This window comes from Tenacibaculum sp. MAR_2009_124 (genome assembly GCF_900105455.1).
Lineage (GTDB): Bacteria > Bacteroidota > Bacteroidia > Flavobacteriales > Flavobacteriaceae > Polaribacter.
Map to the genome: position 1 here is coordinate 593,353 of NZ_FNSF01000002.1, position 13,382 is coordinate 606,734.

General features: G+C 31.3%; 13 protein-coding genes. 7 read left to right on the forward strand and 6 right to left on the reverse strand.

The annotated features are described in order from the left end of the window. Positions 1-168: 168 nt before the first annotated feature. The 7 genes from BLW23_RS09195 (at position 169) to BLW23_RS09225 (ending at position 7,495) form a co-directional block, all read left to right on the forward strand. On the forward strand, positions 169-1,824 hold the full coding sequence (locus BLW23_RS09195; protein WP_093669060.1) for an amidase family protein: 1,656 nt from the start codon (positions 169-171) through the stop codon (positions 1,822-1,824). A gap of 147 nt (positions 1,825-1,971) precedes the next feature. Then, a complete protein-coding gene (gene rimO, locus BLW23_RS09200; RefSeq protein WP_093669062.1) occupies positions 1,972-3,288 on the forward strand; it encodes a 30S ribosomal protein S12 methylthiotransferase RimO in 1,317 nt (438 codons plus the stop codon). Positions 3,289-3,314: 26 nt separating this feature from the next. Continuing rightward, positions 3,315-3,902 carry a Crp/Fnr family transcriptional regulator gene (locus BLW23_RS09205; protein ID WP_093669064.1) on the forward strand — a complete coding sequence of 196 codons (588 nt, stop codon included), beginning with the start codon at positions 3,315-3,317 and terminating at the stop codon, positions 3,900-3,902. Between the two features lie 285 nt (positions 3,903-4,187). Further along, the gene (locus BLW23_RS09210; protein ID WP_093669066.1) at positions 4,188-5,120 is read left to right on the forward strand and encodes a DUF6268 family outer membrane beta-barrel protein; all 933 of its coding nucleotides are present in this window, start codon (positions 4,188-4,190) and stop codon (positions 5,118-5,120) included. A gap of 101 nt (positions 5,121-5,221) precedes the next feature. Next, positions 5,222-5,626 carry a hypothetical protein gene (locus BLW23_RS09215; RefSeq protein ID WP_093669068.1) on the forward strand — a complete coding sequence of 135 codons (405 nt, stop codon included), beginning with the start codon at positions 5,222-5,224 and terminating at the stop codon, positions 5,624-5,626. Further along, positions 5,613-6,524, forward strand: a complete 912-nt coding sequence (locus BLW23_RS09220; protein ID WP_093669070.1) for an NmrA family NAD(P)-binding protein — start codon at positions 5,613-5,615, stop codon at positions 6,522-6,524. The genes BLW23_RS09215 and BLW23_RS09220 overlap by 14 nt, the downstream gene beginning before the upstream one ends. 233 nt (positions 6,525-6,757) lie before the next feature. Then, entirely contained in the window at positions 6,758-7,495 is a 738-nt protein-coding gene (locus BLW23_RS09225) for a Dph6-related ATP pyrophosphatase (protein WP_093669072.1), read from the forward strand. Positions 7,496-7,497: 2 nt separating this feature from the next. Here BLW23_RS09225 and BLW23_RS09230 read toward each other — a convergent pair whose 3' ends face one another. The 6 genes from BLW23_RS09230 to BLW23_RS09255 form a co-directional block, all read right to left on the reverse strand. Next, complete coding sequence (locus BLW23_RS09230) at positions 7,498-8,601, reverse strand: sensor histidine kinase (RefSeq protein ID WP_176829783.1); 1,104 nt, start codon at positions 8,599-8,601, stop codon at positions 7,498-7,500. 50 nt (positions 8,602-8,651) lie between these two features. Beyond that, positions 8,652-9,752 (reverse strand): FIST signal transduction protein, encoded by a 1,101-nt coding sequence (locus BLW23_RS09235; protein ID WP_093669076.1) that lies wholly within the window; start codon positions 9,750-9,752, stop codon positions 8,652-8,654. A gap of 130 nt (positions 9,753-9,882) precedes the next feature. After that, on the reverse strand, positions 9,883-10,449 hold the full coding sequence (locus BLW23_RS09240) for a PAS domain-containing protein (protein WP_093669078.1): 567 nt from the start codon (positions 10,447-10,449) through the stop codon (positions 9,883-9,885). A 3-nt stretch (positions 10,450-10,452) separates the two neighbouring features. Next, a complete protein-coding gene (locus BLW23_RS09245) occupies positions 10,453-11,937 on the reverse strand; it encodes a S10 family peptidase (RefSeq protein ID WP_093669080.1) in 1,485 nt (494 codons plus the stop codon). Between the two features lie 91 nt (positions 11,938-12,028). Then, the gene (locus BLW23_RS09250) at positions 12,029-12,793 is read right to left on the reverse strand and encodes a TIGR02757 family protein (RefSeq protein ID WP_093669082.1); all 765 of its coding nucleotides are present in this window, start codon (positions 12,791-12,793) and stop codon (positions 12,029-12,031) included. Positions 12,794-12,822: 29 nt separating this feature from the next. Then, positions 12,823-13,365: a CPBP family intramembrane glutamic endopeptidase gene (locus BLW23_RS09255; protein WP_093669084.1), complete on the reverse strand. Its 543-nt coding sequence runs from the start codon at positions 13,363-13,365 to the stop codon at positions 12,823-12,825. Positions 13,366-13,382 lie beyond the last annotated feature (17 nt).

Genomic DNA, 13,382 nt, shown 5'->3' on the forward strand with positions numbered 1-13,382 from the left:
CGCTATGAGTATTGAAAGCGCAATTAAGCTAAATACTTTCTTGCTTCCTGAAGGGCACTTCTACGGGGAAAGCGAAGATACTAGTCTTATAATATTCTGAAGTATGTTCCATTTGAAATAAACTTTGTACTGAGCACTGTGGGGTAAACTAATCAAAATGTTTTCTAAATGAAAAAAATATATTATTTATTAGCTGTTGTCTTTATAATAGGCTGTAAGAAAAAAGTTCAAAAAACTAGTTATTTTAAAAAGTATATCGAAGATTCTGAAATATTAAATCAACAAGATCATGAGAATCCAAGAATGAAGTTTAAGCTGTTGCAATCCAAGTATCTCGATTTGAATAAGGAGTTTGAACCATTCCGGGAAGATTTAATTGAATTTTCTGATGAAGAATATGGTTCCTTGAAAACTTTGATATTGGAGCAGGATATTCCATCGATACAGAATAACATCAAGAAGGGCTTATTAACCTATGAAAAATTGACATTATTCTATTTATATAGAATTTTAAAGTTTGAGAGTGACAGTACAAAACATCTAAATGCCATTATTAGTTTAAATCCGAACGTATTGAATGAAGCCAGGCAAATGGATGAATCTAAAGAGCATGAGTTTACCGAATTTTCTTTATATGGAATGCCTATTCTTTTAAAAGATAACATAAATACCAAAAATATGTTTACAACAGCTGGGGCTGCTGTATTGAAAAATAACCTTCCTTCGGAAGATGCTCATATTGTTGAAAGATTGAAAGAATCTGGTGCTTTAATTTTGGGTAAAGCTAATTTAAGTGAATGGGCGTATTTTTTCTGTAATGGATGCCCTTTAGGCTATAGTGCTATTGGAGGTCAAACATTAAATCCATACGGACGTAAAATATTTGAAACAGGAGGATCTAGCTCAGGAAGTGGAGTTGCCATAGCGTCTAATTACGCCGTAGCCGCAATTGGAACTGAGACAGCAGGATCGATAACTTCACCTTCCAGTAAGAATTCACTTGTTGGTTTAAAACCTACTACTGGAGTATTAAGTAGATCAGGAATTGTTCCCATTTCTGGTTATTTAGATACACCCGGTCCCATGACAAAAAATGTAATAGATAACGCCATATTATTTAAGGCTATGGTTCATAAAGATGATAAAGATTCGTCTACTGAGATAATAAATAAATTGCCCATGGATTATTTCAATTATACTTGGGATTCTTCTTATTTTAAAAACAAGAATATAGGAGTTCTTAAGGCCTTACTTGAGGATCCTATTTATAAAAAAACTGTTGAAGATATTGAAAAGGAAGGGGGAAATTTAGTTTACTTAACACCTGAAGAAATGGATTATAATGGTTTTCTAAATTTATTAACTACTGAAATGAAACATGATTTACCTAAGTATTTGAAATCATATACTAGTGATTCAATAACTGTAAAATCGGTAAAAGAAGTGGTTGATTTTAATACAAAGGATAGTGTAAAAAGAGCTCCTTATGGACAAGAATTATTCGAGAATATTGCTAGAGATACGACTTCTGTTGAAAAGTTAGCAGAATTAAAAAAAGGATTAAAAAGGGAAGGTGAAAATTTTTTAAAAGCTTTAGATAATAGTATGGTAGATGTTATTTTGTCTATCGATAATTATCATTCTGCTGTTGCCGCAGTAGCTCATTACCCAACTATAACAGTTCCTATGGGGTATAAAAACTCTGGAGAGCCAACTGGGTTAACTTTTGTAGGAAAGCCTTTGTCGGAAAAGAAGTTGTTGGAGTTTGCATATGCCTTTGAGAAATTAATTAAAGCTAGAAGAACACCTAAGAATTATCAATAAGAAGTGTTTTAAAAATCTAAAGTTTGCGTACCATTAAATTATAGACTATAAAAATTATTATTCTTTATAAAACGCTTATTATTTGAGAGTCTATATAGGGGATCACAATTAAAAAAGCTTTATTTTTGCCAATCGAATTTTTTTAAGATGCGCACAAAAACAATAAAGCAAAACAAGATTAATGTTGTTACCTTAGGCTGTTCTAAGAATGTATATGACAGTGAGGTTTTAATGGGACAATTAAAAGCCAATGGTAAAAACGTTGTTCATGAGGATGAAAATGATGAAGGAAACATCGTAGTAATTAATACTTGTGGGTTTATTGGCAAGGCAAAAGAGGAGAGTGTTGATACTATATTACATTATGCTCAGAAAAAAGAGGCTGGCGAGGTTGATCAGGTTTTTGTAACAGGTTGTTTAAGTGAACGCTATAAGCCAGATTTAGAAAAAGAGATAACGAACGTAGATCAATATTTTGGAACACACGATTTACCGAATCTACTAAAAGTTTTAGAGGCAAACTATAAACATGAATTAATTGGAGAGCGATTAACGACAACTCCTAAACATTATGCTTATTTAAAAATAGCTGAAGGATGCGATAGACCTTGCTCTTTTTGCGCTATTCCTTTAATGAGAGGAAAACATAAATCCACTCCTATAGAGAATTTAGTAATTGAGGCTCAAAAATTGGCGGCTAATGGGATTAAAGAAATTATGCTAATTGCTCAAGATTTAACGTATTATGGGTTAGATATTTATAAAAAAAGAGCATTGGCTGATTTATTGAGAGAATTGGTGAAAGTGGAAGGAATAGAATGGATTCGTTTGCATTATGCATTTCCAACTGGGTTTCCAATAGATGTACTTGAAGTTATGAGAAATGAACCGAAAGTATGTAACTACCTTGATATTCCTCTTCAGCATATAAATACCGAGATACTAAAATCTATGAAGCGAGGAACGACTCACGAGAAAACTACTGATTTAATCAGAAAGTTCAGGGAGTATGTTCCAAATATGGCAATCAGAACAACTTTAATTGTTGGTTATCCAGGAGAAACTGAAGAACAATTCCAAGAGTTAAAAGATTGGGTAGAAGAAATGCGTTTTGAAAGGTTAGGGGCGTTTGAGTATTCACATGAAGAAAATACTGGAGCTTATGACTTAGAGGATAATGTTCCTGATGATGTTAAATTCCGAAGAGTAAACGAAATTATGGAAGTTCAATCACAAATTTCATGGGAATTAAATCAGCAAAAAATTGGGAATACATATCGTTGTCTTTTCGATAGAAAGGATGGTGAATATTATTATGGTAGAACAGAGTTTGATTCACCTGATGTAGATAACGATGTAATTGTAAATGCGAAAGATCATTATGTTAAACTTGGCGAGTTTATAGATATTGAGATATTCGAGGCTGGTGATTTCGATTTATATGGAAAGCCAGTAAATCAGTAATTGTATTTTTTGAAGTGAAACCTTTAATGGATAAACTAACTACCTATATTAATAAATATATTTCTTTAGATCAGGATGAGTTGAATGAGATTTTACCTTTTTTTGAAAGAAAGGTTTTTTCCAAAAATAAATTCTTGATTAAAAAAGAACAAGTAGTAACACATTATTATTTTATAGCTTCAGGAGGTGTAATGATTTATGATATTGTGGACGATATTCAATATACACGATACTTTGCTTTCGAAAATGAATTTATAGCCGACATAACCAAAATTAAAAGTAAACAACGTTCCACTTCTTTTATAAAAACTATTGAAGAAACAGAAGTGTTTACAATATCTTATGAAGATATGGAGCATTTATATGATAAACTCCCAAAGTGGCAGAAATTTGGACGATTAATTTGGGAGGATGCCTTTACAAGCGTATTATATGGAATTCATAATTTTCAATCTTTAACAGCTAAAGAGCGGTATTTAGATTTGTTAAATAGGTCAGATTTAATTTTCCGAGTACCTTTAAAAGATTTATCCGTATTTCTTGGAATTACGCCCCAATCCCTAAGTCGAATTAGAAAAGAAATTAGTACAGATAAGACATCAGCAAAAAACTAACAGATGTCGCGATTTTATGTCGTCTACTAATTGAAATCATCGTGATAAAACACTTTTTTAGCCTATGCTTCTTCTTTTGAAAAAGAAATAAGTAGCTAAGGTTAGGCTTTGTTTTTAAAATCGAATAAAGAGAAAAACCATTGTTTTCTTTTACAGTAATTTTCAAATTGTAACTAGTGTTATTTTAATAAACTCTTAACATAGTTTGAAATGCTAATTATCATTTGGTAATTTCAACAAAGCTATTTAAACCAATATTTGTATCGAAATAATAATACAAATATCATGGTCAGAAAAACAACCACTTTAATTTTATTTTTGTTCATAGCCAATATCTATGGTCAAGTAACTGGTGACGTCTTTGTAGTTAATAAAGATAGGGATGCCTTTTACGTACATTATACGCCCGAAGTTAATAATTCCGATGCATTCGATTATCAAAGAGTCAGTTCAAAGCTGAGTTTTCCTTTGATGAAAAAAAGGCTTTCTTTATTTAATACTATTGGAATGGATTATCATTCTTTTTCGTTCGGGGCGCAGAAACAACCTTCTATTTTAGATTCTAGAGAAGAGTATTTTAATATAAATTATAGTTTACTCGCAAATTACAAAATCTCTAAAAACTGGTCATTAAATGCCTTATTGATGCCACATGCGAATGGAAGCTTTAATAGAGGTTTAGAGTCAGATGATTTCCACTTTAACGGAATATTATTTGCAGAAAAAAGGTTTACTAGTAAAAACAAACAAAACACTTATCTCTTAAGTTTTGGTGTTGGATACCTTACGTTATCTGGAGAGAAAAGGGTGAATCCGGTAGTCAATTTTATGGGGTCTATTGGTCATAAATTGACTTTTGCAGTTGGATTACCAAATACTTATGTGAAATATGATTTCAACAGAAAACATTCTATCAAAGTTTTGGGAGATTTAAATGATTTTTCTTTGCAATTAACCAATGAAAGAGATAATGGTCAGTATGCAAATGTATCGCAATCCATTTTTACAACTGTATCAGCTGGATTAGAATATAATTATTGGTTTTCAAAATCTATCGGGGTTTTAGTGAGAGGAACACATTCGGTTTTTGAGAAGTATGAATTTCAAGACAGCAATGAAGAGGTAATTTATGATATGGACATTCCCTTGAAAGCATATATTTCTGTAGGTTTAAAAGTAAATCCATTTAGAGGTAGAAAACCAAGGATTCAGAAATAGTAAAGTTTTAAATATCAATAAAGTGAAGTCTCTTCAACTTGTAACTAATTATTATTTAGCGAAGAGGTATTACAATGACCAAATAAATTTATAAGAAGCACATGAAAAACAAAGAGATCGTAACAAATGCTTTTTCATTGAAGTCAATGATGTTAATGGCGTTACCATCATATTTTTTTCCAGGAGTTACAGCTTGGTTATCGGGTTGGTTTTTGCAAAAGGTCGATTTAATGAATGCTAGTTTTGTGAGTATTGCTATTCCATCTTTAATAGCAACTATAATAACATATAGTTTCTTTTGGGGTACCAAGAATAGATTTAAATTAGAAAATAAGCTAATAAGAATTTTATTAATGCTTTTTCTTAATCTATTCTTAGCATATTTTTTAATCGTCTTTCTTAAACTGAATAAATATCAATTTGATATCATGCTATCGACTGTAATTGGAACTGTAATAACCGCATGGAAAGTACCAACTCAAAAAAGTAACAATGAAATTAGATAAACCGACTATAATTGTTTTTGGCGCAACAGGAACTGTTGGAGCTGAAGTGTTAAAATTAATAAGTAAGAAACACTGTTTTGTTAGGGGGGTACTTAGGGTTCCAGAAAGAAAGCCTCCGATTACATTGGGTACTTTTAATCAGAATATTTCCTACGTATCGGCCGATTTAAACTCAAAAGATCAATTAAGAGCCATTTGTAAAAGAGGAGATGCAATTTTTCTATTAACAGCTACATCTCCCAGTCAAATTATTTATGAAACAAATATTATTGAAGTAGCTGAGGAATTAGGTATTAAAAGGGTTGTTAAACTTTCAGCACCAGTAGTTCCGAATTCAATTTTTGTTGAAGTAAGTGACTGGCATAGAAGAATAGAAAGAGTGTTGCAAAAAAGTACTTTAGATTACTGCCTTTTACAACCTCATTCATTCATGCAAAACTGGGAGCGAAATACATTTACGATAAAGTATTTGGGGAAAATATTTGGAGTTATGGGGGACGCAGAAAGAAATTATGTAGATGCTAGAGATGTAGCTGAAGTAGCAGTAAAGTATTTACTTAAAGAGGAAATTTTGCATGGAGAGGCTATTGTTATTACAGGTCCTGAAGCCTTGTCGAATGCTTCTATGGCTGAAAGAATATCATATGTAATTGGTAAAAAGGTGATGTATGAAGATATTTCAAGAGAAGAATTTCTGAAACAGTTAACTAAAAAGGCTAGAATGCCAGAATGGTTAGCGAGGCATTTGGTTGAAATTGATTTACTTGCACAGAAACATCCTGAGCCAAAATCCGATACGATAGAAAGTATATTGAATAGAAAGCCGAGAATTATGAATGCCTATTTACAAGAGTCTAGAGAAAAGTTCCTTCCTAAAAAATGGATGTTTTTTAGATAACTTAAACCAATGTTCTTAAAAACTTACAAAAATTGCTTTTGTAAGTTTTTACTTTGATAACCTTTTAGGTTGATTTAAATCGAAATTAATGTCTATATTTTTAAGTAAAAAATTGTTTTCACCAACTTTAGAATTTTTTGAAGGGATAAAAAGAGTATAAAATTGAAATGATTTGCGCATTTTTGTATTCATCAAAATACTTCTAAGAGATAACATATTAGAAAAACATACAAATGAAAAAAGCATATTTTAATTGGAGTACAGGCAAGGATTCTGCTTTAGCCTTGTACAAGGTATTAAATGAAGGAAACTATAAAGTTGAAAGGTTAATAACTAATATTAATGAGGAATACAAGCGTGTTTCTATGCACGGACTGCATGAAAGCTTGTTAGAAGATCAAATAGATAGTATTGGTATTCCTCTTGAAAAGATTCAATTTCCAGCTGATGTTACTATGTCTATGTATGATGAAAAGATGAAAGAAAAGACAGGGAGGCTTAAAAATAAAGGATTTCATCATGCCATTTTTGGAGACATTTTTTTGGAAGATTTAAGAAAGTATAGAGATACGAAACTAGGCGAAGTTGGAATTTCAGGAGTGTATCCGTTATGGAAACAAAATACCAAGGATTTATTGAAAGAATTTCTAGATCTAGGATTTAAAACAATAACTGTTTGTGTAAATGCTGATTTATTGGGGAAGGAGTTTGTAGGGAGAATTATTGATGAAGATTTTATTAAAGAACTACCAGAAAATGTTGATGTTTGTGGAGAAAACGGTGAGTTTCATACATTCTGTTTTGATGGGCCAATTTTTTCAAAACCTATAGAGTTTGAAATAGGAGAGAAGGTTTTAAGGTCATATAAACTTCATGACGATAATGAGGATAATTGTCATCAAAAATCAGAAAAACAAAGAAGTAAAAATTATAGTTCTAGTTTTTGGTATTGCGATTTAAAAAAGAAATAATGCTACTTTGATAGTGTAAAAAAGAAAGTAGTTCCTTTTTTAAGCTCTGAGGTTAACCAGATTTTCCCTCCGTAGTTATTTATTATTTTTTCTACAATTGAAAGTCCTATTCCAGTGGAGTTTTTGTTACTCTCTAGTTTTTGGAAAACATTGAATATCTTAGTGTGATATTTTTCCTCGATACCCTTACCGTTATCTTTTACGTAATAAACAATTGTCTTTCCTTCTTTTTTGAATCCAACATCGATCTTACCTATTTCCTTATCATTATATTTAACAGCATTACTCATTAGGTTTTGAAATAACTGTTGTAATCGGTAGGTGTCTCCTTTTATGGTTGGGAAATTCTTTGAGAGAGTTATATGAATGTGTTTTGGGATGTAAATATGACTAACAATATCTTTTAAAATAATGTTTAAATCTATAAATGAATTCCTGAAGTCTTTAAGTCCTATGGTTGAGTATTCCAGTATGCCGCTAATAAGAGATTCCATTCTTGAGATGTTTTCTCCGACTAAATCCACGTAGTTTGAGGCATCTTCGGAAAAATCTTTTCCATGATCTTCTTTTAACCAAGTAACGAGAGCGTCCATATTCCTTAAAGGAGATTTCAAATCATGAGAAACAATATGAGCGTAGTTGTTCAATTCTTCATTACGTTCTTCTAGTCTTTGAAGCAGAATATTTTGATTCTCGTTGGCTTTGCAAGCTTCTAGAGTAATAGAAAACTTACTAATTACCGGAAGTAATTGGTTTAAATCTTTGTGGGATAAGTTTTTCTCTATTGAATACAAAAATAGAAAGCTGCTTTTATCTAATCGGATGATTGCCAATATTCCATTATTAATAGATATGGTAGATAGTTCATCGAACAAATTATTATATTCTTCAAGGGAGTATTTATCTATGGCATTTAAATAATCATATGCCCAAGTAGAAATTTCTTGTTTAGTGTTATTGTCGCCAAAAGGAATAGAATATTCCGTGATTAAATTATTCTGATCTAGTCTGAGAATCCAGCAAGCATTTAAATTTTTCCTTTTTAGTAAAAGTTTTAGGAAGTTGTCACAATTACTATTGTAGTCAAGTGATTTTCCTATACTCATTGAATATTCATATAACCTAAGAATATCAAGTATTTGATTTCCACTTTCCATTATTCAAGTAAACCTACAACAATTGTTCTATTATAAAATTCGATATATCCATTTCCATATGAGGAAATTTCTCCTAGAGTGAGCGCTCCGTTAACTTGAATGTCAGGATATTTTTCCTGAATGGTTTTATAAACGTTTTCAAGTTCGTATTTAAAATCATCCTTTAACTTAAATACTCTGGTAATACAATCGATAACCATAGCATTCTTGGCATTCTTTGCTTTAGATACAATTTCTTCAGTCGCAACTTTCGCTGCATTAATAAGGGCATCATTCTCACCTTTCATAATATTAATCATGGTGTTTTCTTCGATATGTCCAATGCAAACGATTGCATTATTGTTTTCCACTGTTAATGGGTCTCGAACAATATGGTGGTCAACACCATCCTTAATAATTCCTATTGGATAACATCCAGAGTAATCTAAAAAGTTGTCATTCGTAATAGTACCGCCAGCATCTTTCTCGACAATACTTTTATATATATTAAATGGGTTTTCCCAATTTATTTCTTCTATGGTATTATGATGTGCTTTTGTAACTATAAAAGGCCCATCAAGTTTTTTCCATCCATGCTTTACTCCAATATTTGATTTGGTTTCGGTTAAACATACAACAGCAGCGTCTTGAAAGAATCCATCTTTAGAAAAAACACAAGGAGCTTGTTTTAGGCTTAAGCTTCCTGCTCCTCCACCAATGTAATTAGTGTTCATTCCGTAATTTTCATAGAGATTGCTTAAAAAAACGGAAATATTAGAAGTTAGTCCATCGACATAAGTAATTAAACTATAGTTTGATTCAGGTTTGAAATCAACAGAAGGAATTGTATAATCTTCTTTACTGATGTTTTTTATCATAGATAAATAAACAACGTTACTTAACTTATGAATAACAATCCCTTTTTTACTAGTATGATCATTGTGAATGATCATAGGAAAGATGGCTCCTATAAAGCTAACACCTTCTTTATTAAGTGAATTTATTAATTCGTCAATATTGGTTTGTGTTTCTTCACCAACACTAATTAGAGCAATATCATTTTCAACAAATTTTTTTATGGACAGAGCAACTTCACTTGGGGTTTCGGTGGTTAATAGCATAAAAGGATTTTTTGTTATCGTAATATACTAAAATTACCTAAAAAACCTATTTAAAAAATTGAAAAATAAGGTGTTATGTTTTTTGAAGAGTTACCAAAATAAAGAATGCCATGGTTCACATGGCATTTTTTTATAAAGCTATTTTTTCCAGAGCTAAAAAGTGAGTTGTTGTATCACTCTTTAAAGGAAATATTTTGACTTCGCATTTATAAGTCGATTTGTCTTTTTTATGATTGATGATAATCTCTTTGAAAGGAGTACCTATTAATAATTTTTTCTGGATTCTTTTTCTAACCTCATTGGAGGTTTTTTCGCCTTGAAGAAAACTAGGAGTTCTGTTAACTGCAAATTTTTTAGAGTAACCAGTCATTTCTGTGAAACCTGAATTTACCCATAATATTTTTCTGGATATGTCAGTCAGTACAAGTGCTTCAAAGTTGTTTTCGTTGAATATTTCATCAAAATCATTCGACCATTTAAATATTTGTGACATTTCTTTAATTGCTTCGATATCCTTGTTTTGAGATATTTCCGAACCTATTTGATGAAATTTTTGTAAATAAATATCAAATGACATTAATTCAGAATTAACGAAGTCATTTGGTTGGATTTCATGCTGAACTTCCTTTAACCTCTTATTTGTTAATGAAGAAAGATAAAAATCTAGGCTCTTCATGTTGAATAAATTGCTTTTCATAGTTTAATATTTTGCAGCTCCAATATTTTTAGAACTATTATTTATAAAATGGCGCAAATCCTCATTTGATTTTTGCAAGTCTTCTTTGCGCAAGTACATCATATGACCACCGCGATATGCCTTAAACGAAAAACGATCTTTCATTTTTCCACTTGGGTCAATTTTACTCATAGTATACTTTGCTGCTGAGTATGTAGTAGCACCATCATAATACCCTGATTGAACTAATACTTTTAAGTAAGGGTTTTGTGCCATAGCTTTGCGTAAATTTTCTCTAGCACTATTTTTTGTAAAATCCCATGGGTGAACAGAACCAAACATATTATATTTTACATCAGTTTTAAATTTTAAAACATTTTTTATATAATAGTTCATTGCAGGTGTAAAGGAATGAACCCATGACACCAGTTCAGGACTGTAATCCGGTCTATCTCCTGATTCCTTTCTATCAATACCTAAATACCTACTATCAAGCCTTCCGATAGTTTTTCCTGATTTTTCTCTCAGTAACTCTTTCCAAAAGAAACTATTTGGAACTTCTAAATTATGTTGAAGAATTACCTCTTTTTTAAGACCAGAATAGTAGGCCATTTTTTCGGCAATCGTTTGTCTTTCACTATCAGAAATAAATCCTCCTTTTGCTATTGCAGGTAAAAGCTTGTTAATTGAAAAATTTTCAGATTCAGGTAAAATAGCCTCTAAATCTTGCTGTTGCAGTTGTTTCGGAAGCATTTGATGATACCAAGCGGCAGCTGTAAAATAAGGGAAGTTGATAGCAAAATCCTCAGAGCTCTTTGTTCTTAATAATTGATAATCTGCAGGAGATACCATAATAACTCCATTTAAATATATCCATTGGCTACTTTGTAGTTCATGAGCAAGTTGCATAACACGTGTTCCTCCATAACTTTCACCAATAATATATTTTGGAGATTTCCATCGATTATGTCTCGAAATAAAAGTGTTTAACCAACTAGCTAAGTATTTCGCATCAGCATTAATACCAAAAAAATACTTATGATCTAATTTTTCATCTTTTTTTAATACAGGTCGAGAGTAACCAGTATTCACAGGGTTTACAAATACAATATCTGCAACATCTAAAACTGAGTATGGATTATCTTTAATTCCATATGGTTGAATAGGGTTGCCTTCATCATCAATCTTTAAAACTTTAGGACCAGTATATCCAATATGCATCCAAACAGAAGCGGAACCAGGACCACCATTGAATGACATCAATAAAGGTCTGTTTTCTTTATTCGAAACATCCGTTCTGTAATAGTATGTGTAATAAAGAGTGGCTTTTATCTTTCCGTTTTTATCAAAAACAGGTTGAGTACCAGTCTGGGCGTTGTATTTAATTGATTTTCCTTTAATCGATAAAGAGCCAGAGGTAACGACCGTAGTGTCAATTGGGATTTTTAAATCTTGAGCGCTTAAATAAATACTGAATAATAACGCTGTAAATGAAAATAATTTTTTCATTTTTGGGTACAGTTTTTGGTTGTTTGTTTAATTTATAAAAATACTAAAACTTTCGGAACCAATAATTGATGCGATCGTGTTTTTTTGTTTTTTAAAATTTTTCAAAAACTCCCAATCCAAATAAGGCAAAGTCATATTTAACAGGGTCGTTCGGATCGAATTTTCGTAAGGTAGTATCAAGTTCAATTAAAGCTTTCCAGTCGTTTTGCTTACGTTTTAGTATTCCGAGTTTTCTAGCGACATTTCCGGAGTGAACATCTAGAGGACAATGTAAGTTAGCAGACGAATGAGATTTCCAAATACCCAAATCTACGCCCGATTTATCATTTCTCACCATCCAACGTAAAAACATGTTAATTCGTTTAGATGCTGAGTTCTTTAACGGATCAGAAACATGTTTAAGTGTTCTAGTTTCATGTGGAATTTCAAAAAAAGTCTTTTTGAATTCATGTATCGCGTGTTGATAATTATCAATTCCATCTTTAGGTTTTAAAACATTCTCCAAACCTTGATGATTCGTGTAAATGTTTTTTAAAGATTTTATGAAGAAAGTAATATCCACATTGTTAAATGTTCTATGTACAAAACTTTCAAATCGTTCCAAGTCATCTTCGTTGTGATTCATTACAAAATCGAAAGGAGCGTTCCCCATTAGCTCAACAATTCGTTGTGCATTTTTAATAATCATTTTTCTATTTCCCCAAGCAATAGTCGCGGCTAAAAAACCAGCAATCTCTTGATCTTCTTTTTGATTAAAAGATATAGGTATTTGTACAGGGTCACTATCAATAAAGTTGGTGTTGTTGTATTCAATTACTTTTTCGTCTAAAAAGGCTTTTAATTCTTCTTTTTTCACAGATAGATATATTTGAAAATTATTTATGATTAGGCTACAAAAGTAATAAACATAAAAAAAGCATTATAGCATGCATGTAAAAGAATACTCCATATAAGTCCGAAACGGACTCTTATAAAGCCAAGATACGTTCCTAAGATAAACTGAGGAGCAATTAAAATAGGGGTAAGTAAAATTACGTTAGTAGATACTTCATAGTTTGTAATGTGCACCAATCCAAATAAAAAGGAAAAAGAATAAAATATAAAGCTGAAGTAGCGCGGAGTTTTAAACAATGTAAGTGGAGCTCTAAAAATTAACTCCTCCATAATTGGAGCCATTATAACCACAATAGAAAAAATGGTCAATTTAGATTTGGATTCCAATAATTTTTCAATGGCATGATTCTCTAGATTGATTAGCTCAAATTTTTCAATCAATCCGAAAATTGGACTTAAAATCATTCCAGTGAGAATTGAAATGATAAGCAAGTGTGCTAGTTTCTGTATTCTATAGTTTAAGTCTTGATTGGAGTCTTTTTTTAACGAAGGCGACTTTAAATAAAACAAAAGTTCTCGAAGAGTAGTGTTCATTTAGTAGAAGATATTTC

Bases quoted from the DNA above. Each gene is read 5' to 3' on its own strand.
- rimO (WP_093669062.1), top strand. From the start codon at position 1,972: ATGCGCACAAAAACAATAAAGCAAAACAAGATTAATGTTGTTACCTTA.
- BLW23_RS09220 (WP_093669070.1), top strand. From the start codon at position 5,613: ATGAAATTAGATAAACCGACTATAATTGTTTTTGGCGCAACAGGAACT.
- BLW23_RS09230 (WP_176829783.1), bottom strand. From the start codon at position 8,601: ATGAGTATAGGAAAATCACTTGACTACAATAGTAATTGTGACAACTTC.
- BLW23_RS09215 (WP_093669068.1), top strand. From the start codon at position 5,222: ATGAAAAACAAAGAGATCGTAACAAATGCTTTTTCATTGAAGTCAATG.
- BLW23_RS09255 (WP_093669084.1), bottom strand. From the start codon at position 13,365: ATGAACACTACTCTTCGAGAACTTTTGTTTTATTTAAAGTCGCCTTCG.
- BLW23_RS09210 (WP_093669066.1), top strand. From the start codon at position 4,188: ATGGTCAGAAAAACAACCACTTTAATTTTATTTTTGTTCATAGCCAAT.
- BLW23_RS09235 (WP_093669076.1), bottom strand. From the start codon at position 9,752: ATGCTATTAACCACCGAAACCCCAAGTGAAGTTGCTCTGTCCATAAAA.
- BLW23_RS09245 (WP_093669080.1), bottom strand. From the start codon at position 11,937: ATGAAAAAATTATTTTCATTTACAGCGTTATTATTCAGTATTTATTTA.
- BLW23_RS09205 (WP_093669064.1), top strand. From the start codon at position 3,315: ATGGATAAACTAACTACCTATATTAATAAATATATTTCTTTAGATCAG.
- BLW23_RS09240 (WP_093669078.1), bottom strand. From the start codon at position 10,449: ATGAAAAGCAATTTATTCAACATGAAGAGCCTAGATTTTTATCTTTCT.
- BLW23_RS09225 (WP_093669072.1), top strand. From the start codon at position 6,758: ATGAAAAAAGCATATTTTAATTGGAGTACAGGCAAGGATTCTGCTTTA.
- BLW23_RS09195 (WP_093669060.1), top strand. From the start codon at position 169: ATGAAAAAAATATATTATTTATTAGCTGTTGTCTTTATAATAGGCTGT.